The sequence below is a fragment of the Pararoseomonas sp. SCSIO 73927 genome, assembly GCF_037040815.1.
Lineage (GTDB): Bacteria > Pseudomonadota > Alphaproteobacteria > Acetobacterales > Acetobacteraceae > Roseomonas.
On sequence record NZ_CP146232.1, the window covers coordinates 1,596,380 to 1,618,412 of the forward strand.

Annotated in this window: 20 protein-coding genes; 8 read left to right on the forward strand and 12 right to left on the reverse strand. The window is 73.8% G+C overall.

Going from position 1 to position 22,033, the window contains the following annotated elements; genetic code table 11:
- Nucleotides 1–279: 279 nt before the first annotated feature.
- A complete protein-coding gene (locus VQH23_RS07600; protein WP_338665030.1) occupies nt 280–1,461 on the reverse strand; it encodes a beta-ketoacyl-ACP synthase in 1,182 nt (393 codons plus the stop codon).
- Between the two features lie 44 nt (nt 1,462–1,505).
- Entirely contained in the window at nt 1,506–2,492 is a 987-nt protein-coding gene (locus VQH23_RS07605; protein WP_338665031.1) for an adenosine kinase, read from the reverse strand.
- 336 nt (nt 2,493–2,828) lie between these two features.
- Here VQH23_RS07605 and VQH23_RS07610 point away from each other — a divergent pair, with 336 nt between their 5' ends.
- Both VQH23_RS07610 and VQH23_RS07615 read left to right on the forward strand, forming a co-directional pair.
- Entirely contained in the window at nt 2,829–3,464 is a 636-nt protein-coding gene (locus VQH23_RS07610) for a polymer-forming cytoskeletal protein (protein ID WP_338665032.1), read from the forward strand.
- A 97-nt stretch (nt 3,465–3,561) separates the two neighbouring features.
- Nucleotides 3,562–3,993 (forward strand): hypothetical protein, encoded by a 432-nt coding sequence (locus VQH23_RS07615; RefSeq protein ID WP_338665033.1) that lies wholly within the window; start codon nt 3,562–3,564, stop codon nt 3,991–3,993.
- A 251-nt stretch (nt 3,994–4,244) separates the two neighbouring features.
- Here the strand turns inward: VQH23_RS07615 and VQH23_RS07620 are convergent, their stop codons facing one another.
- From VQH23_RS07620 to VQH23_RS07645, 6 genes are all read right to left on the reverse strand, one after another.
- Complete coding sequence (locus VQH23_RS07620) at nt 4,245–4,556, reverse strand: hypothetical protein (protein ID WP_338665034.1); 312 nt, start codon at nt 4,554–4,556, stop codon at nt 4,245–4,247.
- 248 nt (nt 4,557–4,804) lie between these two features.
- Nucleotides 4,805–5,668 carry an OmpA family protein gene (locus VQH23_RS07625; RefSeq protein WP_338665035.1) on the reverse strand — a complete coding sequence of 288 codons (864 nt, stop codon included), beginning with the start codon at nt 5,666–5,668 and terminating at the stop codon, nt 4,805–4,807.
- Entirely contained in the window at nt 5,665–6,891 is a 1,227-nt protein-coding gene (locus VQH23_RS07630) for a JmjC domain-containing protein (protein ID WP_338665036.1), read from the reverse strand. Before VQH23_RS07630 ends, VQH23_RS07625 begins: the two co-directional genes overlap by 4 nt.
- A 353-nt stretch (nt 6,892–7,244) precedes the next feature.
- Complete coding sequence (locus tag VQH23_RS07635; RefSeq protein ID WP_338665037.1) at nt 7,245–8,288, reverse strand: alpha/beta fold hydrolase; 1,044 nt, start codon at nt 8,286–8,288, stop codon at nt 7,245–7,247.
- Nucleotides 8,288–9,070 carry a glycosyltransferase family 2 protein gene (locus tag VQH23_RS07640; protein WP_338665038.1) on the reverse strand — a complete coding sequence of 261 codons (783 nt, stop codon included), beginning with the start codon at nt 9,068–9,070 and terminating at the stop codon, nt 8,288–8,290. Before VQH23_RS07640 ends, VQH23_RS07635 begins: the two co-directional genes overlap by 1 nt.
- A 10-nt stretch (nt 9,071–9,080) precedes the next feature.
- Nucleotides 9,081–9,848, reverse strand: a complete 768-nt coding sequence (locus VQH23_RS07645) for a lysophospholipid acyltransferase family protein (RefSeq protein WP_338665039.1) — start codon at nt 9,846–9,848, stop codon at nt 9,081–9,083.
- A gap of 362 nt (nt 9,849–10,210) precedes the next feature.
- Between VQH23_RS07645 and VQH23_RS07650 the strand changes: the two genes are divergently transcribed.
- The 3 genes from VQH23_RS07650 (at nt 10,211) to VQH23_RS07660 (ending at nt 13,426) form a co-directional block, all read left to right on the forward strand.
- Nucleotides 10,211–11,128: an NAD(P)-dependent oxidoreductase gene (locus VQH23_RS07650; protein WP_338665040.1), complete on the forward strand. Its 918-nt coding sequence runs from the start codon at nt 10,211–10,213 to the stop codon at nt 11,126–11,128.
- A gap of 272 nt (nt 11,129–11,400) precedes the next feature.
- Nucleotides 11,401–12,666: an FAD-binding oxidoreductase gene (locus tag VQH23_RS07655; RefSeq protein WP_338665041.1), complete on the forward strand. Its 1,266-nt coding sequence runs from the start codon at nt 11,401–11,403 to the stop codon at nt 12,664–12,666.
- A gap of 7 nt (nt 12,667–12,673) precedes the next feature.
- Entirely contained in the window at nt 12,674–13,426 is a 753-nt protein-coding gene (locus VQH23_RS07660) for an aspartate/glutamate racemase family protein (RefSeq protein WP_338665042.1), read from the forward strand.
- Nucleotides 13,427–13,644: 218 nt separating this feature from the next.
- Here VQH23_RS07660 and rfaE1 read toward each other — a convergent pair whose 3' ends face one another.
- Both rfaE1 and VQH23_RS07670 read right to left on the reverse strand, forming a co-directional pair.
- Nucleotides 13,645–15,090 (reverse strand): D-glycero-beta-D-manno-heptose-7-phosphate kinase, encoded by a 1,446-nt coding sequence (gene rfaE1 / locus VQH23_RS07665; RefSeq protein WP_338665043.1) that lies wholly within the window; start codon nt 15,088–15,090, stop codon nt 13,645–13,647.
- Between the two features lie 299 nt (nt 15,091–15,389).
- Nucleotides 15,390–16,520 (reverse strand): AGE family epimerase/isomerase, encoded by a 1,131-nt coding sequence (locus VQH23_RS07670; RefSeq protein WP_338665044.1) that lies wholly within the window; start codon nt 16,518–16,520, stop codon nt 15,390–15,392.
- Nucleotides 16,521–16,611: 91 nt separating this feature from the next.
- Between VQH23_RS07670 and rfaD the strand changes: the two genes are divergently transcribed.
- Nucleotides 16,612–17,595 carry an ADP-glyceromanno-heptose 6-epimerase gene (gene rfaD, locus VQH23_RS07675; RefSeq protein WP_338665045.1) on the forward strand — a complete coding sequence of 328 codons (984 nt, stop codon included), beginning with the start codon at nt 16,612–16,614 and terminating at the stop codon, nt 17,593–17,595.
- 279 nt (nt 17,596–17,874) lie between these two features.
- Here rfaD and VQH23_RS07680 read toward each other — a convergent pair whose 3' ends face one another.
- On the reverse strand, nt 17,875–18,102 hold the full coding sequence (locus VQH23_RS07680; protein ID WP_257717640.1) for a DUF4170 domain-containing protein: 228 nt from the start codon (nt 18,100–18,102) through the stop codon (nt 17,875–17,877).
- Nucleotides 18,103–18,165: 63 nt separating this feature from the next.
- On the reverse strand, nt 18,166–18,780 hold the full coding sequence (locus tag VQH23_RS07685) for a hypothetical protein (RefSeq protein WP_338665046.1): 615 nt from the start codon (nt 18,778–18,780) through the stop codon (nt 18,166–18,168).
- A 132-nt stretch (nt 18,781–18,912) separates the two neighbouring features.
- On the opposite strand from VQH23_RS07685, the gene VQH23_RS07690 reads away from it, so the two are divergent.
- Together VQH23_RS07690 and VQH23_RS07695 are read left to right on the forward strand one after the other, a co-directional pair.
- Nucleotides 18,913–20,235: a putative DNA modification/repair radical SAM protein gene (locus tag VQH23_RS07690; RefSeq protein ID WP_338665047.1), complete on the forward strand. Its 1,323-nt coding sequence runs from the start codon at nt 18,913–18,915 to the stop codon at nt 20,233–20,235.
- Nucleotides 20,228–21,913: a UdgX family uracil-DNA binding protein gene (locus tag VQH23_RS07695; protein WP_338665048.1), complete on the forward strand. Its 1,686-nt coding sequence runs from the start codon at nt 20,228–20,230 to the stop codon at nt 21,911–21,913. The genes VQH23_RS07690 and VQH23_RS07695 overlap by 8 nt, the downstream gene beginning before the upstream one ends.
- Nucleotides 21,914–22,033 lie beyond the last annotated feature (120 nt).

A 22,033-nucleotide genomic window follows, 5' to 3' on the forward strand; every position in this document is an offset into this window, starting at 1 on the left:
AGGCCCGCTAAGCGGCCCCTTAGCCAGCTCAGTGGGATTGCAGGGTCCGATGTCAGATTGGCGCTTCGGGCCCGCAATTGCAGAAATCGAAGTCCGGCACTCCAGACGGGGAAGACGGCCCGAAAACGTCGGATTTCCGGGCGTCCATCCCGCATAGTCCCCGCTGGTCCCGCATAGTCCCGGAATTGCAGATACCGGTGTCCACCCTCATCTCCCCCTGGGGCCACCCGAACCACCAGGTCAGAACGGGCCTCCGCCCGGATCACGCCGCGCAAGCCGTCACGCCCGCCCGATGACGAGGGCGCAGTTGCTGCCGCCGAAGCCGAAGGAGTTGCTGAGCACCCGCCGCACGGGGGCGGCGCGGTTCTCGGTCGCCACGTCCACCCCGAAGGCCGGATCGCCCGCCTCCACGCCGAGGCAGCCCGGCACCAGCCCATCCGCCACGCAGATCGCCGCGATCACCGCCTCCAGCGCGCCGGAGGCGCCGAGGGTGTGGCCCGTCCAGCCCTTGGTGGAGGAGCAGGGCACGGCGTTCCCGAACAGGGTGCGGACCGCCACGCCCTCCATCGCGTCGTTGGCGCGCGTGCCCGTGCCGTGGAGGTTGATGTAGTCCACCGGCCCGCCGCCGGCGGCCTCCAGCGCGGCGCGCATGGCGGCCACGGCGCCGAGGCCCTCGGGGTGGGGGGAGGACATGTGGTGCCCGTCCGCGCTCGCCCCGGCGCCGAGGAGGAGGGGGCTGCCGGCGGGCGCGTCCTCCGCCCGCATCAGCAGGGCGAAGCCCGCCGCCTCGCCGATCGAGATGCCGTCCCGGTCCTCCGCGCAGGGGCGGCAGGCGGCCTTGCTCAGCAGTTCCAGCGCGTTGAAGCCGTGCAGCGTCATCCGGCAGAGCGTGTCCACGCCGCCGGCCACCGCCGCGTCGCAGATGCCGGCCGCGATCAGCGCGCCGGCCTCCACGAAGCTGCGCGCGCCGGAGGTGCAGGCGGTGGAGATGGAGACGGCCGGGCCGCGCAGGCCCAGCCGGGCGCGGACGTAGCGGGGCAGGGCGTGCAGGTCGTGGGTGTGGGCGAAGTCGAAGCCCTCGGGCAGCGTGCCGTCCTCGGCGCGGCGGGCGTAGGCGGCCTCGGTCTCCGCGATGCCGGCGGTGCTGGTGCCCAGCACCACGGCCACGCGGTGCGCCCCGAAGCGAGCGGCGGCCTCCCGCACGGCCGCGTCGAAGCCGTCCTGGCACAGGGCCAGCTCCGCCAAGCGGTTGTTGCGGCAGTCGTAGCGCGCCAGCTCCGCCGGCAGCGCCACCTCCTCCAGCCCGGGCACGCGCCCGATCCAGATGCCCGGCGGCATGCCCGGCAGGTCGCAGGGCGCGAGGCCCCCGCGCCGCGCGTGCAGGGCCGCGCGCGTCGCCTCCACCCCCACGCCCATGGCGCTGGTGGCGGTCAGGGCGGGCATTGCGAGGGGCGGAACCATTCGTTGCATCTAACCGCTGGATCGCATCCCGCAAGCCCGCCGGCTCAGGCCCCGACGAGGCGGCGCAGGTCCGCCTGCGGCCGGGCGCCGAAGTGGGAGATCACCTCGGCCGCCGCCACGCCCCCCCAGCGGCCGCACTCGGCCAGGGGCAGGCCGCGGGCATGGGCGGCCAGGAAGCCGGCGGCGTAGGCATCGCCGGCGCCGGTGGAATCGATCAGCGTGGTGGGCACGGCCGGCACCTCGACCACCCCGTGCTTCGGGCTGATGATGCGGCTGCCCTTCTCGCTGCGGGTCAGCGCAACGAGCTTTCCCGTGGCCGCGAAGGCCCGGGTCGCCGCCTCCGCGTCCACCACCCCGAAGAGGGACAGCGCCTCGTCCTCGTTGGCGAAGACGATGTCCGCGTCCCGCGCGATGAAGTCGAGGAAGGCCTGCCGGTGGCGGCCGACGCAGAAGCTGTCGGAGAGGGTGATTGCCACCTGCCGCCCCGCCCCGTGCGCGATCGCGGCCGCGCGGCGGAAGGCGGCCTGGGCCGCCGGCGGGTCGTAGAGGTAGCCCTCCAGGTAGGTCACGGCGGCGGATTCCACCGCCCCCTGGTCCACATCCTCCTCCCCGAAGGCCACGCAGGCGCCGAGATAGGTGTTCATCGTCCGCTGCCCGTCGGGGGTGACGAGGATGAGGCAGCGCGCCGTCGGGGCGCCGCCCTTCAGCGGCTTCGTCGGGAAGTGGATGCCGAGCTTCTTCAGGTCCTCGGCGAAGGCCGCGCCCGGCGCGTCGTCCGCCACCTTGCCGAGGTAGCCCACCTTGGCCCCGAGGGCGGCGGCGGCGGCGCAGGTGTTGGCGGCGGAGCCTCCGCCGGTCTGCACGCCCTCTCCCACCGCCGCGTGGATGGCCGTGGCGCGGTCCGTGTCCACCAGGGCCATGCCGCCCTTGGCCATCCCCCACTCCGCCAGCGTGGCATCGGTGGCGGAGGCCACCACGTCCACGATGGCGTTGCCGATGCCCAGGATGTCCAGCGCCTGCCGGTCCGCCATGCCCTCGATCCTCTCATCGCCCCCATGGGGCCGCGCCCGAAGCGGTCGCCGATGCCGGCGGCCATACCAGCGCAGCCCTGTCATGACCATGCGGGCGAAGACCACGGCGGCGTGGCGGAAAAGCGGCGCCCGGCGCCCGGCGGCCGCGCAAAAAACCGCCCGGCCCCGAACGATCCGGGCCGCGGGGCGTTGTCCGCGCCCTCCCGCCCGTGATAGCCCATCCCCGCAGGCACGGGGCCGGGGGGTTCCCGCCAGGCCGGGAGCCGTGAGGGGTCCCGGGCTCCGGACCATCCGGGGCCGCGCCGTGCCGTGACGCCTTCGCCAGGGGGAACTGCCATGTCCGGAATTTTCCGTCGCCGCCCCGCCGACCAGGGGCCCTCCGAGGCCGAGCCCGCGACCGTGCCCGTTTCGCGCGATCCCGACCTGGCCATGCCCCCCTACCGCCCCACCCCGGGCCAAGCCTCCAAGGACCCCGCCATGAGCCTGCCGCCCAAGCCGACCGCCCCGAGCGCCCCCGCGGGTGCGCCCACCGCCCCCGGCGTGACGATGCCGCCGCGCCCGGCGGGCCGCCCGGCCGCGGCCGAGCGCCGCACCCTCGTCGTCGGCAAGGGCATCTCCCTCCAGGGCACCGTGGCGGACGCGGAGCGCCTGGTGGTGGACGGCACGGTGGAGAGCCAGATGATCCAGGCCTCCGAACTGCAGATCACCCCGTCCGGCGTCTTCAAGGGCGAGGTCCAGGTCGAGGACGCGGAGATCGCCGGCGTGTTCGACGGCACCATCACCGCCCGCGGCTCGCTCGTCATCCGCTCCACCGGCCGGGTGCTCGGCGTGGCCCGTTCCCGCCGCCTCTCCGTGGAGGAGGGCGGCCAGCTCTCCGGCCGCATGGAGATGCTGACGGACGCCCAGGCCTCCGCTCCGGCGGGGGCCCCGGCCCAGCCGGCCGGCGCCCCCGCCGCCCCGCCGCGCGCCTGACCTCCGGAGGGGCGCCTCCGCGCGCCCCTCTCCCGGCGGCCCGGCCGCCGCTTCCCGGGAAAGCCGGTCCTCCTCTCCCTCCGGCACGATCCAGGCGATGACCGCCCTGCCCGGCCTCCGCGCGCCCCTCCTTCTGCTCCTGCTCGCGGGCTGCGCCCCGCCCGGGCCGGATCGCGCCGCGAGCGAGGCACTGCAACAGGTGCTGGAGAGCCACCGCGCCAACCTGGCCGGCCTCGACACCGCTCCGCCGCCCCGGGCCGCCCCCGCCGCCCGTCGCGGCGCGCCCTCCGGCGTCGCCGCCCTGCTCGGCCAGACCCGGGAAGGGGTGGTCGCCGCCCTCGGCCAGCCCACGCGGCGCAGGCCGGAAGGGGAGGCGGAGATCTGGCTCTACCAGGGCACACACTGCGCGCTGGACGTTGTGCTCTACCGGGAATCCAGCACGCCCCGCGTCGCCTGGGCCGCCGCCCGCGCCTCCGGCACGGAGACCCGCACCGAGGCAGGGTGCCTATCGGAGCTCGCCTCGGGTTGAGGCGGGCAAGTGGCCCCAAGGGGCTCCGCCCCCTAGACCCCCGCCGGGAACCTGTGGTTCCCGGATCTCCCATCTGGCTGCCGCGGATACGATGATTGAAGGGCGGCGCGGCAGACGTCCTGTTGTGGGGTCAGCCCTGGCAGGCCTGTCCCGCGCCTCCTTCCGCGGCAGCCGATCAGAAGACGATGAGGGGTGGGGTTCCAGGGGAGGGGAGAATTTCTTCTCCCCTCCCCTGGGGCCGCCCGGACGCCTCAGCCCGCCACCCGCCCCTGCTCGACCTCCAGCCGCACCACCCCCACCACGGAGCGGAGATTGCCGGCCACCAAGTGAACCATGCCTTCCGGCAGGGTGACGGAGATCTCCACCCGCATGGCCGCGCCTTCCCGGCAGGCGCGGAGGCGGTCCGGCGTCAGGTCGCGTTTGGCGAGCGGCTGGAGGAGGCGCGGCAGCAGGCCCGGCGAGGGCTCCGCGCGCAGCAGGTAGCGCATGGCGAGGACGCGTTCGCCCTCTTCAACAGGGGCAGAAACGGGCGCCAGGAGGGCACCGGGAACGGCATCGAACATGGGAACGGATCTCTTCCGAAAGGGGCGGGGGCAGCTGGCCCGGCCGCCCGCCCGCGCGTCCTTGGGCCAGGGCATTCCCTGGCCCGCGCGCCGGTCAGGCGACCGGGCGGGTAATTCGGCGCATTCGGCGCCCGCGCAGTTCTCGGAAGGACGTCATCCCCAGGAGCCTATGCCCCCCGACGCGGCAGGCCAAGCATGCAGCTGGGGCCTGAAAGGGCTGAGCTGCCATGCGCCGGGCACAGGGCGACCTAATCGGGCCTGGCGCCACTGGCCGGGGATGCATCCGGAGCCGGTCGCGCGCCCTCCGCCGGGGGGGTCTCCGCGGGCGGGCGCGCCGGGGGCGGGGTGGTCTCGCGCGGCGGCGCCTCGGCGGGCGGTGCGGCGGGCGGGGGCGTGGTCTCGCGGGCCGGCGGCTCCGCAGGTGGTCGGGCCGGGGGCGGCGTCGTCTCGCGCGGCGCGGGGGCGGCTGGAGAAGGGGCGGGCGGCGGGGTGGTCTCCCGTGCCGGCGCTTCCACGGGCGGGCGCGGCGGGGGCGGCGTGCTCTCCCGCGCCGGCGGCTCGGCCGGGGGGCGGGGCGGCGGCGGGGTGGTCTCGCGCGGCGGCTCGGTACCGGCGGGGGCGGGTGGCACGCGCTCCGGCCGGGGTGCGGCGGCGGGCATCACGACGATGGAAACGCTCCGCGCCACCGTGTTGCCGGTGCTGCGGCTGAAGCCGGCCACCCGCGCCTCGGACCGCAGGCGGGCTTCGGGCAGGCCGGCGGCGCGCAGTGCGTCCTTTACCGCGCGGGCGCGGCGGGCCGCGAGCTGCACGCTCGTCTGCTGCCCGCCCTCGCTCCGGGCATGGCCGAGGATGCAGGCGTTGCGGTCCGTGTCCCGCTTCAGCAGCTCCACCGCGGCGGAGAGGGAGGCGCGCGCGGCGTCCGTCAGCCGGTCGCGCCCGGCGGCGAAGGGCACCGCGAAGACGTCGTCCTCCAGCTCCTCCGCCCCGATGCAGTTGAAGGGCGGCTGCGGGCGCTGGGGCTGGCTGCGCGGGGCCGGGGAGGGTGAGGTCTGGGCAAGGGCAGTGCCGGCCGAGAGGACCAGCATCGCTACAGCGGCGCGGAAGGGAATCATGCGGCGGCGAGCGCTCCGGCGTCGGTCAGGCGGTTGAGGAGGGCAGGGGCGTCCACGGACGGGTGGGCGGCCTGCAGCGCCGCCGCGTCCACCTCCCGCCGGGCGAGGAGCCAGCCGGCCGCCTCGGCCTCTGGCGGGGTGAGGGGCAGGGTGGCGGTTGGCGTCTTCAGCACCCATTCCGCGCCGCGCCGCACGGGCTTTGCCCCCGGCGCCAGCACGCGGAAGCCGGGCCCCTCGGAAACGCCGCCCGAGGGAGCCTCCGCCGCCGGCGCCAGGCCGCGGAAGCCGAGCAGGTCCACGCCGCCCCGGTGGTAGCGCGCCTCCGCCACGTGGCGCGCCAGCACCTGCAGCACCGCCGGGTCCCGCGCCAGCTCCGCCATCCGCTGCCCGAGCTGCGCGGCGCGGGTGGTCAGCGCGAACCCCGCCGCCGCCGTGCCGTCCTGCCGCGGCAGGGGCGCGCGGAACATCGGGTCCTGGATGGCGCGCTCGGCCAGCATGTTCGCCAGATCCACCCCGATCGGGGCGTGCACGCCGTAGGCGACGTGGACGGAGGACGGCCCCTCCGCCAGCGCGTCGTGGTACCAGCCGCGCGGCAGGTAGAGCAGGTCGCCCGCTTTCAGCAGCACCTTCTCCCGGATGGTGCCCCGCGCCCGCTCGTGATGCGCCTGCCCAAGGCCGCGGAAGGCCGGGTGCGGGATCGGGTACTCCGCCCGCCCGGACCAGATATTCCAGGTCTTCTCCCCCTCCACCTGCACCGCCCAGACGTCGTGCGTGTCGAAGTGGGTGGGGAAGGCCTTGTGGGCCTGGAAGGAGATGTAGACATTCGCCTGGGCGCGCCCGAGCCCCGCCTCCTCCAACGCCTCGCTCACCGAGGCGAGGCCGGGGGTGAGGCTGTCCACGTCGTTCATCACCACGGAGGCCCCGCGCCCCACCCATTCCCGCAGCCGGCGCGAATCCGGCTGCATGACGGGCGCGTTGTCGCGGTTGGTAGCGCGGACGCAGTAGGCCTCGGGCGGCACGGGCTGCCCGTCCATCTGCAGCTTCAGGGACTGGGCGGACCAGTTGTGCGTCTGGTTCAGCAGCCGGTCGATCCCGGACCAGGACAGCACGCCCGCGAACTTCGCGGCCCCGCCCCGAATGTGGAGCGGCTGCTTGTCGTGGAACTCCGCGAAGAACCGCTGCGGGTCCATCGGGGCGAGCAGGTCGGCGAGGGTGAGGGCCATGGCACGGCCAAAATAGGGCGGAACGACCCGGGGCGGAACGGGCGGCGGTGTTACGGTCGCGGCTTCGTTGCGGCGGGTGGGTGCCGGTGGCCTCCAGGGGCGCTGCCCCTGGAACCCCGCCGGGGTGGCAACGGCCACCCCGGACCCGCGATCGGGCTGCCGCGGACGCAGTGATCAAAGGGCGGTGCCGAAGGCTTTTCAACGCCGTGTCGGACCGGGCCGCCGCGTCCGTCGCCTGAGGTCATCGACCTCAGGCGCACCTCCAACGCAGCCTTCCGCGGCAGCCCCCTAGAAGAAGATGAGAGGGGGTCCAGGGGGAGAGAATTCTTTCTCTCCCCCTGGGGCCGCCCGCGCTACCCCGCCACCTGCCGCGCCCAGGCCGTCCCCACCCCGTCCGCGCCCGAGGGCAGGGGGCCGGATGGCCGGTCCATCCAGGCCAGCACGTCCCCGATCACGGTCGGCGCCTGCAGGTCCCGCAGGGGCATGTGGTGGATGCCGCTGTAGTAGGCGATCCGCACCGGGGCGCCGGGGGAGAAGCGTTCCAGCAGCGCGCGGGTGGCCACCGGCGGCACGAGCTGGTCCCGGGCGCCGTAGACGAGGAGGACGGGGGGCGTGCCCGGCCCGAGGCGTGGCGCGGCGGCCAAGGCCTCGTCCATCAGATCCACCAGCCCCTTGGTGGTGTCCACGCGGGTTTCCCGGATGGTCAGGGGGTCGCGGGCCATGCGGCGCAGGGCGTCCATGTTGTCCGTGGGCACGATCCCCGGCACGCCGGAGGAGACGGCGACGCGCGGCACGGTGTGGGCGAGGAGGTCGAGCAGCCCGACCATGATCCCGGGCATCGTCACCCGGCCCCAGACGGCGGGGGCGAGCAGCACGTAGCCGTCGGCCGCGGGCGGGACGGGGCGGGTGGCGGCCAGCAGCAGCACGGCACCGCCCATGCTCTCGCCGAGGAGGAAGACGGGGATGCCGGGGTGCCGGGCCCGCAGCAGGCGGGCAGCGGCGGCGGCGTCCTCGGCCAGGGTCTCGGCGCCGGGCCAGACGCCACGGTGCGGCGCGCCCCCGAAGCCGCGCTGGTCGTAGGCGTAGACGGCAAGGCCGGCCTTGTTCAGGGCCGGGGCCGGTTCCGTCATGAAGTTCCGGCTGTCGTTGAAGCCGTGCAGGCAGAGGAGGACGGCGCGGGGCGGCGCTTCCGGCAGCCAGGCGCGCATCGGCAGCCGCGCACCGTCCGCCATGACCAGCGCTTCCCCGGCCAGGGCGGGGTCGGCCAGCGCCGGGCCGGCGGGGATGATTTGGGGAGTGCAGCCCCCGGCGCAGAGGGCCAGCGGCAGGGCGAGGAGGGCGCGGCGGGACGGACGGACGGGCATCGCCCGCCATGTGGCGTCGCGGCCAGCGGCCATCAGCCCCCTCCCCTCCACCCCGTCTTCCGGCGCAGCCGCCGGGCGGCGAGGAGAGGCAGCCGGGCCAGGAAGCCGAAGACCAGCCGCGTGTGCATCCCCGTCAGCAGCAGGTTGTCCCGCCCGTAGCGGAAGTGGGAGACGCCGCCCTGCTCGGGGGTGAAGTAGCGCACCTCGGCGATCAGGTTCCGCACGGGCACGCCGCGCCAGGCCAGGCGCACCACCGCCTCGGCGTCGAAATCGTAGCGGCGCATGAAGGGGGTGCGGCGCATGATGCGCAGCAGCGGCGCGATGGGGTAGACGCGGAAGCCGCAGAGGCTGTCCGCGATCGCCTCCCCGCCGCGGCTGCACCACAGCGTCTCCAGCCCCGCCCACCAGTTGGAGACGCGGCGGCCCCGCACGCGCAACCGCGGCGCCTCCGGCCCGAAGACCGGGCGGCCGAGGATCATCGCCTCCGGGTGGGCCGCGCTCTCGGCCATGAAGTCGGGGATGCGGTCGGCGGGGTGCTGGCCGTCGGCGTCCACCGTCAGCGCATGGGTGAAGCCCTCGGCCGAGGCGGCCTCCAGCGCGTCGCGGATGGCCGCGCCCTTGCCGCCGTTGCGCGGCCGCTCGATCAGGCGGAAGCCCGGGTCCCGGATGGCCCGCAGCGGCTCGGCCGAGCCGTCCGTGCTGCCGTCCACCACCACCCACACCACCGGCCAGGCCGCGCGCGCGGCCGCCACGGTCTCCGCCAGGCGCGGGCCGGTGTCGAAGCTGGGGATGACGACGAGGTGCGTGCGGTTCAAAGGCGGGAGCTCAACGCAGCGCGGTTCCCAGCCGGGCGGCCATTCCCCGGCGCAGCCCCTCCGCGAAGGCCTCCGCCCCGCCGGTCACCGTCACCCTTTCCCCAAGCCGCACGCGGTAGCGCAGCGGGAAGGCCGGGCGGCGCCAGAAGGGCCACTCCTTGCCGAGGTAGCGCGTGTTGCTCTCGATCAGCACGGGCTGCACCGGCGCCCCGGCGCGGCGGGCGATGAGGGCGAAGCCCGGGTGGAAGGGTCCCAGCCGCCCGTCCCGGCCACGCGTGCCCTCCGGGAAGACCAGCAGGTTGGCGCCGCCGCGCAGCGCCTCCGTCGCGCGCCGGATCACGGAGAGGCCGCCGGAATTCGGGAGGTAGCCCCCCAGCCGCCCGCCGCCGAGCATCGGGTTCCGCTCCAGCCCCGCCTTCATGATGCACACCGTGTCCGGCACGCGGGAGACGACGAGCATCACGTCGATCATGGACAGGTGGTTGGGCACGAGGACGACGCCGCGCGCGCCGCGCAGGCGGTCGAGCTCCGCGAGGTCGAAATGCGCGAGGCCCGACCGCTCCATCAGCCGCAGCAGCATCCGGAAGCCCCGCGCGATGGCGCGGCGGCCGAAGCCGCCCCCCCGCCCGGCCGGCAGCACCGCCCGGATCGCCAGAGCGGCCAGGCCCCAGCCGAGGTAGGAGACCCCGAAGACCGCCAGCACGCCCCAGAAAGCCAGCACGTCGAGCGGCCGGCGCGCGCGGTCCGGCGGGGGCAGCGGCGGCAGGGTGTCCGCCACGGGTGCGGCGGGATGCGGCGACGGCAAGCGGTTCCCCAATCCGGACGACGGGGGCCGTTGCGGCCCCGCTCCTCGTTCGGTTGGCGGCAGGATACACGGGAACGGGGGCGGCGCCCTAGGCCCTCTCGCCCCCTTGGGGGCACGGGACCCTCATTCCCCCGGGAAGCGGCAGGATCGTCGTGCCGGTTCCAGCCCCCGGCGGGCGCGGCCGCCCGGTTCCGGGCCCGCGGATCCGGCCCCCACCCCCCGGCAGGCGGCGGAGCAGCGGCCCCGCCGCCTGCCGGGGCCGGATTGACCCGTCGCACGAGGTGTATAGAGCTTCCCCGTCCCGCCGCCGGGACCCCCCAAGGAAAGGATCCGCCATGCGCGCCTGCTTCGTCGATGCCGGGGGCGCCCTGGCCGATGTGATGGAACGGCTCCACCGGCCGGGGGACATTCCCGTGGCGATCCACCGCAACCCCGACGTGACGCCGGACGAGCTGCCCGGCGTGCTGGACGGCGCCGAGATCGCCATCATCGACCACACCAACTTCCCGACCGCCATCGCCAAGCGGTGCGCCGGACTGAAGCACGTGGTCTTCCTCGGCACCGGCGCGCGCAGCTACATGAACCCGGAGGAGCTGGAGGCCGAGTGCGGCATCCAGCTCCACCTCATCCGCGGCTACGGCGACACCGCGGTGGCGGAGATGTCCTTCGCCCTGATGTGGGCCGCCGCCAAGGGCCTGGCCTACATGGACCGCGGCATCCGCGCCGGCCGCTGGGACCGCACGGACGGCATGGAGCTGACGGGCAAGACCGTCGGCCTCATCGGCTACGGCGGCATCGGGGCGGAGATGGCACGCCTGTGCCGCGGCGCCGGCATGAAGGTCCTGGCCTGGAACCGAACCCCGCGCGAGGCCGAGGGCGTGACCTTCACCGACCTCGACACCCTGCTGGCCGAGAGCCACGTCGTCTCCCTGCACCTGCTGCTGAGCGACGAGACGCGCGGCTTCCTCTCGGCCGAGCGCATCGCGAAGATCCGCCCCGGCGCCATCTTCATCAACACCGCCCGCGGCGCCATCACGGACGAGGCCGCCCTGGCCGCCGCGGTGGAGAGCGGCGCGCTCCGCCATATCGGCCTGGACGTTTACGCCGAGGAGCCACTGCCCGCCGGGCACTTCCTCTCAAAGGTGGAGAACGCGACGCTGGCGGCCCACTCCGCCTTCCGCACGCCGGAAGCCAGCGACAACCTGATCGAGGCGTCGCTGGAGCATTGCCGGCGGATCGCGCGGGAGGGGTGAGGCCAAGGGGCTCCGCCCCCTGGACCCCCGCCAGGAGCCTGAGGCTCCTGGACCTGCATCTGGCTGCCGCCACGTCGTCCTGACACGGGGTTGCGGCGTGATCCGCCCGGTTCTGCTTTTGCAGTCGCCTCGGCTCGACGAGCCGAGGCGCACCGTCAACCGGGTAAGACCAACTTGAAAAAGAAGATGATGGTGAGGGGTCCGGGGAGAGGAAGAATTCCTTCTTCCTCTCCCCGGGACAGACCGCCACCGCAGGAAGAGGACCGGAACCCATGACACGCCACGTCGCGGTGATCGGTGCGGGCGTCGAGGGCGCGGCGAGCGCCATCGAGCTGCTCCGCGCCGGCCACCGCGTGACGATCCTGGAGCCGGGCACGCCGGGCGGCGAGCAGGCGGCGAGCTTCGGCAACGCGGGGTGGCTCTCCTCCCACTCCGTGCTGCCGCCGAGCGCGCCGGGGCTGTGGAGGAAGGTGCCGGGTTTCCTGTCCGATCCGCTGGGGCCGCTGGCGGTGCGGTGGGGGTATCTGCCGCGCGCCCTGCCGTGGCTGCTGCGCTACCTGGCCGCGGGATCGACCGAGGAGAAACTGCTGCGGATCGCGCGGGCGCTGCGGCCCCTGCTGAAGGACAGCGCCGTGCTGCACACGCACCTGGCGGGCGAGGCGGGGGTGCCGGAGCTGATCGAGCACCGGGGGCTGATGAACGCCTGGCATTCCCGCGCGGGATTCGAGGCGGAAGCGATGGGCTGGCGCATCCGGCGGCAGGTCGGGATCGCGTGGCGGGAGATCGAGGGCGAGGCGCTGCGGGAGATCGAGCCGGACCTGGACCCGGCCTACACCTTCGCGGTGCTGGTGGAGGAGGCGGGGCGGTGCCTCTCTCCGGGGCGCTACGTCGCGGCGCTGGTGGCGCATGCGCAGGCGCAGGGGGCGGCGCTGCGGAAGGTGGCGGCCACAGGGCTGCGGCTGGAAGGGCGCGTGCTGCGGGGCGTCGCGCTCTCGGACGGCACGGTGCTGGAATGCGACGCGGCGGTGATCGCCTGCGGCATCCGCTCCGCGCCGCTGGCGGCGCAGGCGGGGGATCGCGTGCCGCTGCAGACGGAGCGCGGCTACCACGTGATGCTGCGCGGGGCGAATGCGGGGCCGCGCCATTCCATCAGTCTCGGTGCGGCGAAGATGGTGGTGAACCCGATGGCGGACGGGCTGCGCGCCGCCGGGCAGGTGGAGATCGCGGCGCTGGACGCGCCCCCGAACTGGAAGCGCGCGGAGATCCTGCGCGACCACCTGCTGCGCTCGTTCCCCGGCCTGCCCGATCCCTTTCCGGCCGACCGCGTCAGCATGTGGCTGGGCAACCGCCCGAGCACGCCGGACGGGATGCCGGTCCTCGCACCCTCCTCACGCTGCGCCGACGTGATCCACGCCTTCGGTCACGGCCATGTCGGGCTGGTGGCGGGGCCGCGCACCGGGCGTATCGTGTCCCAGCTCCTCTCCGGCCAGGCGCCGGAGATCGACATCGCGCCCTTCTCCCCCACCCGCTTCCGGTAGGCCGCCCATGACCGCCATTCCCGCCCCATCCCCCCGCCGCGGCGTCGCGAAGGGCGGCAAGGCGCTCTACGGCGTGCCGCTGGGCATCCTCATGCTAGAGGCGCGCTTCCCTCGGATCTACGGGGACATGGGCAACGGCACCACCTGGCCCTTCCCCGTGCTCTACCGCCTCGTCCGCGGCGCCAGCCCGGAGAAGGTGGTGCTGAACGGCGCCGCCGGCCTGATGGACGACTTCATCGAGGCCGCGCGCGACCTCGTCTCCCAGGGCGCCGAGGCCATCACCACCAATTGCGGCTTCCTCTCCCTGTTCCAGCGCGAGATCGCGGCGGCCGTCGGCGTTCCCGTCGCCACCTCCAGCCTCATGCAGGTGCCCTGGGTGCAGGCGATGTTGCCGCCCGGCCAGCGCGTCGGCCTCGTCACCGTCTCCGGCGGCAGCCTGACGCCGAGGCACCTGGAGGCCGTGGGCGTGCCCCTCGACATCCCGATGGAGGGCACGGAGAGCGGCCGCGAGTTCTTCCGTGTCCTCATCAAAGCCGAGAAGGACGACATGGACGTGGACCTGGCGGAGAGGGACGTGGTGGAGGCCGCCGAGCGCCTCGTCGCCCGCCACCCGGATGTCGGGGCCATCGTGCTGGAGTGCACGAACATGCCGCCCTACGCCGCCGCCGTGCAGCGCGCGACCGGGCGGCCGGTCTACGACATCTACTCGATGATCACCTACTTCCACGCCGGGCTGCGGCCGCGGGACTTCGCGAGGTGATCGCGGGCGGGCCAAGGGAGGGGAGAAGGACTTCTCCCCTCCCTTGGATCCCACCCCTCATCTTCTTCTGAGAGGCTGCCGCGAAATGCGGAACTTGCGGTTCGCCGAGGGTTATCGACCCTCGGCGCGGGACAGGTCCGCCGGGACCAACGGATAGAAAAAGATGAGTGGAGGTCCAGGGGGAGAGAATTCCTTCTCTCCCCCTGGGGCCACAAGCACTACCCCGCCCGGCTCCGCTCGATGATCCGCGTCGTGGACCGCCCGGGCACGAGGTCGATCAGCGCCACCCGCCCGCCGCGCGCGCGCACCACATCGGCGCCCACCACCTGGTCCTCCCGGTAGTCGGCGCCCTTGAACAGCACGTCCGGCTGCAGGCGGGTGATGAGTTCCAGCGGCGTGTCCTCGCCGAAGGCGAGCACGAGGTCCACGGATTGCAGGGCGGCGATCACGGCCAGCCTGTCCTCCAGCCCGTTCACCGGGCGGGTGGGGCCCTTCAGGCGGCGCACGCTGTCATCCGTGTTCACGGCCACCACCAGCCGGTCGCAGGCGGCGCGGCAGGCCTGGAGCATGGTGACATGGCCGCGGTGGAGAATATCGAAGCAGCCATTGGTGAAGCCGATCGTCAGGCCGCGCCGGCGCCAGTTGTCCAGCACGGGGACGGCGCCGTCGGGGGAGGCGGCGATCTTGCCGGCGATGTCGGTGTTCTCGCTCTCCTCCGCCTCCAGCGCGGCGGTCAGCTCCGCCACGTCCAGCGTCGCGGTGCCGAGCTTGCCGACGACGACGCCGGCAGCGGCGTTGGCGATCCGCATGGCGCGCGGCAGGGGCTGGCCGGCGGCCACCGCCAGGGCGGCGACGGCGATCACCGTGTCGCCGGCGCCGGAGACGTCGAAGACCTCCTTCGCGTGGGCGGGAACGGAGTGGACGCCGCCATCGGCCTCCACCAGCAGCATCCCCTTCTCGGAACGGGTGACGAGGATCGCGCCGGCCCCCGCGGGGCCGAGCAGGGCGCGGGCGGCCTCGGCGATCTCGCCCTCCGTCTCCAGCGCGCGGCCGGCGGCGGCGCGCAGCTCCTTCAGGTTGGGGGTCAGCACGGTGGCGCCGGCGTAGAAGCCGAAATCGTGCCGCTTGGGGTCCACCAGCACTGGCAGACCGAGGCCGCGCGCCGTGTCGATGGCGTGGCGCACCACCTCCTCCCCCAGCACGCCCTTGGCGTAGTCGGAGAGAACGAGGGCGTGGCAGCCCGGCAGCAGGGCGTCCACCCGGCCGCGGATGGCGGCGATGTCGGCCGCCTCGATCGGGGCCGTCACCTCCTCGTCCAGCCGCACCACGTGCTGGTGGCCGGCGATGATGCGGGTCTTGGCGCTGGTGGGGCGGGTGGAGGAGGGGACCAGGGCGTCCTCCAGCCCCGGCGTGCCGGCGATCAGCGCCGCCAGCTCCCGCCCCGCCGCGTCCCCCCCCGCCACGCCCACCAGCACCGCCGCCCCGCCGAGAGAGGCGATGTTGCGCGCCACGTTGCCCGCGCCGCCGAGCATGGCGCGGCTGTCGCCCATCCGCACCACAGGCACCGGCGCCTCCGGCGAGATGCGCTCCACCCGGCCGTAGTGGAACCGGTCCAGCATGACGTCGCCGAGGCAGAGGATGCGCCGGCCGCCGAAATCGATCATCCCACCCCTCCTGACGGGCGCGGCTGCATAGAGCAGATCGGCGCGGGGCGGAAATGCCGGGGATCGGCGGGGCCTTGGGGCAGTCCTGGGCTGTCGGTCCGTGGCCAGGGAGAGGAAGAAGGAATTCTTCCTCTCCCCGGACCCCTCACCATCATCTTCTTCTAGAAGTTGGTTTCACCCTGTTGACGGTGCGCCTCGGGTCGAGGACCCGAGGCGACTGCAGCGGCAGGAAGAAGCCCCTCACGAGGAGACACCGTCTCAGGACGGCGAGGCGGCAGCCAGAAGGGGATCCAAGGGCCTCAGGCCCTTGGCGGGGGTCCAGGGGGCAGAGCCCCTTGGGGCAGCCCGCCCGCCCCCCGCGCCACAAGGATGCCGGCGGTGAGGTGGTAGAGGCTGCTGGCCGGGGCGGGCTCGTCCAGGGGTTGGCCGGAGGGACCCAGCCGCTCGAACCACAGGCCGGGTGGGGCGCCGGCGACGTGCCGGGCCAGGGCAGCAAGGGCTTCGGCCTGCCGCGCCGGGGTGCGGTCGGTTCGCAGCGCCTCGGCCTTCAGCCGCTCCGTCTGCGGCCAGAGGCGGAAACCCGCCTCCTTCACCGCACCGTCGCTCCACACCGCGTCCACCGCCGCACCGTGGCGCAGGCCCTTCGCGTCGAGGTGGGCGAGGAGGCGCGCGCCATCCCCTGGCGGGCCGCCGAGGCGCTCAAGCCAGCCCAGCAGCCAGGCCCATTCGGCGTGGTGGCCGGGTTCCCAGGCGAAGCGGCCGCCCTCCAGCACCGGGCGGAGGCCGTCATCGAAGTACTCGGGCAGGGCGCCGGTCGCGGGGTCCAGCAGCCGGTCCTTGAAGAGGCGGGCCAGGGCCGTGGCGCGATCGAGGAACACCGCCTCGCTGAAGACCTCGAAGGCGGCGAGGCAGGCTTCCAGCAGGTGCATGTGCGGGTTTTGCCGGCGCGGCAGGGTGGCGGGCAGACCCTCCGCGTAGCCGCCGGCCGGGTGCGCCAGCTTCTGGTCAAGGAAGTTCAGAAGCGTCAGCGCCTCCTGCCGAAGCGGCTCTGCCGGTAGGACCCGGGCGGCGCTGGAGAGCGCCAGCAGGACGAAAGCGTGGTCGTACAGGTCCCGCCGCCCGTCCAGCACCGCCCCGTCCAGCCCGTAGCGCCAGGGGTAGCCGCCATCCTCCCCCCGCGCCCGGCGCAGGAAGCCGATCCCGGTCTCCACCGCCTCGCCGGCCCGCGGCAGCCCGGCCCCGTGCGCGGCGGAGAAGGCGAAAACCTGCCGCGTCACCACCCGCAGCCGCCGGAAATCTGCGGGGCAGCGGGCCGTGCCCATCTCCAGGCACTCGTGGAAGCCGCCCCGGTCCCAGTCCACGCCGCGGTCCAGCCAGAACGGCCAGGCCGTGTCCCGCAGCCAGATCCAGGCGTCGTCCAGGGTTTGCATCGCGGGCCCCGGCTTAGACCCGGGGCGAAGGGGGTGGCAATCCGGCCCCCTCTGGCTAAGAGGCGGGCGGGATTAGGAAGGGGGCCGCCCGATGCTGCTACTGACCGGGGCCGCGGGCTTCATCGGATCGAACCTGTTGGCCCGCCTCAACGCCGAGGGCCGGGCGGATGTGGTGATCTGCGACGCCCTCGGCACCGAGGGCAAGTGGCGCAACCTGCGCGCCCACGAATTCGCGGACTTCGTGCCGATCGATGACCTGGAAGCCTGGCTGGCCCGCGCCCCGGCGTTCGACGGCGTGATCCACCTGGGCGCCAACTCCGACACCACCGCCACCGACGGCGACGAGGTGATGCGACACAACTTCGCCGCCTCCCTCACCCTCTGGCGCCACTGCGCCGCCACCGGCACGCCTTTCCTCTACGCCTCCTCCGCCGCCACCTACGGCAACGGCGATCAGGGCTTTGAGGACCGGGACGACCCCGCCTCCCTCGCCACCCTCCAACCCCTCAACCTCTACGGCTGGAGCAAGCACGTTTTCGACCGGCGCGTGGCGCGCATCGTGGAAGCGCGTGAGGCGGCCCCGCCCCGCTGGTACGGGCTGAAATTCTTCAACGTGTACGGCCCGAACGAGTACCACAAGGGCCACATGCGCAGCGCCGTCCACAACATCACGGAGGCCGTGCTGCGCGGCGAACCTGCCCGCCTCTTCGCCTCCGACCGGCCGGACATCAGGGATGGCGGCCAGTCCCGCGATTTCGTTTGGGTGGACGACATCTGCGACGTCATCCTCTGGCTGCTGAACGGCAACGCGGCGTCCGGCCTCTACAACATCGGCGCCGGGCAGGCCCGCAGCTTCGCGGACCTCGCCCGCGCCGTCTTCGCCGCCCTCGGGAAGCCGCCGGAAATCGAGTTCTTCCCGATGCCGGAGACCCTGCGCGGCCGATACCAGTACTGGACGGAGGCGAACCTCACGAAGCTCCGCCGCGTCGGGTACAACGCGCCGATGACAGGGCTGGAGGACGGGGTCGCCCGCTACGTGCAGGGGTTCCTGACGCGGGAGGACCGGTACCGCTGACGGACCAGGGGGAGGGAGAAGGAATTCTCCCTCCCCCTGGAACCCCCGCCCTCATCTTTTTCTTCAGGGCTGCCGCGGAATGCGGAGCTGGCGGATCGCCGAGCGGCCACGCCGCTCGGCGCAGGACAGGGCCGCTCGTGCCGACCTCGAATCAGGGAGGGAGCTTCGCGGAACAGCCCCGCCTTCCGCGGCAGCCACCGGGAAGAAGATGATGGGGTCCAGGGGAAGAATTTCTTCTTCCCCTGGTGGTGGGTCCGGGAGGCGAAGCCTCCCGAAGGCTCACCCCACCTTCGCGCCGCCCGGACGGGGCACGCTGATGACGAAAAGGCGGTGGTTGGCGATGTCGATGTTGCGCCGCGCTTTCTCGTTCCACACGCGGTCGGCGGTCTTCTCGTCGGTGTAGGGGCCGTAGCTTTCCTCGGTGCCGGGCTCCAGCGTGCTGAAGGTGGCGTCCGTGAAGATGCCGCCCCAGATGAAGTGCAGCTTGGGGTAGGAGGTGTCGGGCATGGCTTCGGCTCGGCGCTGTTGCGGCGCAGCACATAGGCCCGCGGCGCGGGATTGCCAAACCCGTCAGTTGCCGTCGCGCTTGTCGCCGCCGCTGGCGTAGCGGGCGCGGGCCTCGGCCAGGGCGGCCTCGCGCATCGCGTTCCACTGCCGCACGCCGTCGGGGTTGGTACGGGCCGTGTCGGCCAAGTGCTGCGTCCAGCGCGCCCCGGCCTGGGAGTAGTCGTAGGGGGTCAGGCCGAAGCGGTCCTGCAGCACGCGCACGGGGTCCTGCCCCACCTCCTGGGCCGCCGTCATCTCGGCCTGGACGCGAAGGTAGGTTTCGGCGCTCTCGAACACCGCGGGCTTGGGCGTGTCGCCGGAGCGGCCGAAGCGGCCGGCCTCCGGGCGGGCGAAGACCTCGCCGTAGCGCGCGAAGACGGGGCCGGCGGGGTCCCCGTTGGTGAGGGCGGCGAGGAAGGCCTTGTTGGCGGCGTTCCAGTCGGCCTCGCTCACCCGCAGCACGCCGAGGATCTCCGACAGGGGGCGCCCGGCGGCCAGGCGGGCGTTGGCGGAGGTCCACTCGTCGAAGGTGATGCCGTTCACGGGGGCGGGCAGGGCGTCCGCTGCACGGGCGGGGCGGGCGAGGAGGAGGGCGGCGAGGCCGAGGGCCGCCCGGCGGCCGTGCGGGTGGGGCGTCATCAGGGGATCCTGGTGGCTGTCCAGGGGTGAACGGCGCCGGCCGGGCGGGGTTGAGGCGAGGGGATTCGTTCGGTTTCTGTTCTTGCCGGGGCGGCGGCGCTGCCCATATGGAAGGGCGTCCGGAGAACCCCCTTGGAACTGCGCGAGAAGCTCGAGATCCTGGCCGATGCGGCGAAGTACGACGCCTCCTGCGCCTCCTCCGGCACGGAGAAGCGGGACAGCCGGGACGGTGGCCTGGGCAGCACGGAGGGGATGGGCATCTGCCACGCCTATGCCCCGGACGGGCGCTGCATCTCCCTGCTGAAGGTGCTGCTGACGAATGCCTGCGTGTTCGACTGCGCCTACTGCATCAACCGCGCCTCCTCCAACGTGCGGCGGGCGCGGTTTTCCGTGCGGGAAATCGTGGGGCTGACGCTGGACTTCTACCGGCGCAACTACATCGAGGGGCTGTTCCTCTCCTCCGGCATCATCCGCTCCCCCGACTACACGATGGAGCAGATCGTGCGCGTGGCCCGCGAACTGCGCGAGGTGCACGGCTTCAAGGGCTACATCCACCTCAAGACCATCCCCGATGCCGACCCGGCGCTGCTGGCGGAAGCGGGGCGGCACGCGGACCGGCTTTCCATCAACGTGGAGCTGCCGCAGCAGAGCAGCCTGAAGACCCTGGCGCCGGAGAAGGATGCGGGGCGCATCCGCGTGGCCATGGCCGGGCTGCGGACGCGGATTGAGGAGGCGAAGGAGGCGAGGGCGGAGGCCGCGAGGCCGCGCGTGGCGATGAAGGGCGGCCCGCGCGCGGCGGCGCCGCGCTTCGCGCCGGCGGGGCAGTCCACCCAGATGATCGTGGGCGCCGATGCTTCCACCGACGCGACCGTGCTCGACACCAGCACGCACCTCTACGGGTCCTACCGGCTGAAGCGCGTCTACTTCTCCGCCTACTCCCCCATCCCCGACGCCTCCGCCCTGCTGCCGCCCGTGGCGCCGCCGCTGGTGCGGGAGCACCGGCTGTACCAGGCGGACTGGCTGCTGCGCTTCTATGGCTTCACGGCGCCGGAGATCATGGCGGGCGGCGAGAACGGGATGCTGGACCTGGAGGTGGACCCCAAGCTCGCCTGGGCGCTGAAGCACCGCTGGATGTTCCCCGTGGACATCAACCGCGCGGACCGGGAGATGCTGCTGCGCGTGCCCGGGCTGGGCGCGAAGACGGTGGACCGCGTCCTCTCCTCCCGCCGGGTGCGGTCCTTCCGCATGGCGGATCTCGCGCGGCTTCGCGTCAGCCTGCGCAAGGTCGCGCCCTTCATCACCGCGATCGACCACCATCCCCGCGCCGGGCTGCTGGACCGCCAGGACCTGCGCGCCATGCTGGTGCCGAGGGACGGGCTGGCGGACCGCGCCGCCATCCTTCCCGGCGGGCTGATGCCGCGCCCGGTGCAGCTGCCCCTCTTCGCCCATGCATGAGGTCGCCCTCGCCACCCCGGACGACTTCGAGGGCTGGCGCACCGCCGCCCGCGCCCTGGTGATGGCCGGCATCCCTCCGGAGGAGGTGGAGTGGCGGGCCGAGGGCGATCCCGTGCCCCTCTTCGGCGGCGGCCCACCGCCCGCGCCGCCGGCCGATGCCCCGCCGCCCCGCGTGCCACGCGGCTTCCCCGACCTGGCGCAGCTCGTCATCCGCCACCGCGACCCTGGCCGCTTCGCCCTGCTGCACGGGTTGCTGTACCGGCTGCAGCACGAGCGCGGGCTGCTGGACGACGCCGCCGACCCCGCCGTGTCCCGTGCCAACGCCATGGCCCGCGCCGTGCGGCGAGACGCGCACAAGATGCACGCCTTCGTCCGGTTTCGAGAGGTTCGGGTGGAGGACGGTGCCCTGGCGGCCCCGCTCGCCGCGCCCGATCCTGTGGCGGTGCCGGACACCCCTGCCCCCGCGCGCAACGCCCGCAGTGTCGCCTTGGCGCTGCGCGACCACGGCGCGCTGGAGGAGGCCGCCGAGGCGCCCCCTGCCCCGCCCGCGCCCCGAGCCCCGGAGCCGCCGCCGGAGAGCCGCTTCGTGGCCTGGTACGAGCCGGAGCACCACATCCTGCGCGCCGAATCCGCCTTCTTCACCCGCCGCTTCGCCATGCTGCGCTGGAGCATCCTGACCCCCGCCCTCTCCGCCCACTGGGACGGCGAGGCGGTGACGTTCGGCCCCGGCGCCCGCCGCGCCGACGCCCCGGCCGAGGACGCGGCCGAGACCCTCTGGCGCGCCTACTTCGCCTCCATCTTCAATCCCGCGCGCCTGAAGCCGGACGCCATGCGCGCGGAGATGCCGCGCAAGTACTGGCGCAACCTGCCCGAGGCGCAGGACATCCCCCGCCTGATGCAGGAGGCGCCCAGGCGCGTGGCCGAGATGGTCGCCCGCGGCGCCACCCCACCGGTGGAGCGCCGGCAGCGCGCCATCCACCTGCCCGCCATCATCCGCGCCGCGCAGCCGGAGGCGGCGGGAAGCGTTGATTCCCCCATGCCCGCCGATCTGCTGACCCCCAACGAGAGCTTCGCGGAGGCCCAGGCCGCGCTCCGCCGCGACCTGCTGGCGCGCAACGACCTGCCGCCCTGGACCGCCAACGCCACCCAGCCCGTGATGGGCGAGGGCCCGCAGCACCCGCTGCTGATGTTCGTCGGCGAGCAGCCCGGCGATGAGGAGGACCTGAAGGGCCACCCCTTCGTCGGCCCTGCCGGCCGCCTGTGGAACAAGGCGCTGGAGGAGGCGGGCGTGACCCGCGACGAGGCCTACGTCACCAATGCCGTAAAGCACTTCAAGTTCACGCCCACCGGCAAGCGCCGCCTGCACCAGTCGCCCGATGCCGGCGACATCACCTTCTACCGGCCCTTCCTGCTGCGTGAGATCGACTTCGTCGGGCCCCGGCTGATCGTCACCCTCGGCGCCACCGCGCTCCGCGCCGTCTCCGGCCGCGCCATGCCTGTGACGAAGCTCCGCAGCTCCCTCCTCCGCGATCCGGAAGGCCGGCCCTTCTACCCGACCGTCCACCCCTCGTACCTGCTGCGCCTGCCCGATCCGGCCGCGAAGGCGCGGGAGTACGACCGCTTCGTGGAAGACCTGGGTCAGGCCGCGGCCACCGCGCGCAACCTGCCGGCGCGCTGAACGGCCCCAGGGGAGGGGAGAAGGAATTCTCCCCTCCCCTGGACCCCACCCCTCATCTTTTTCTGAAGGGCTGCCGCGTAATGGGGGGCTGGGGTCTCGCCTCGGGTCCATGACCCGAGG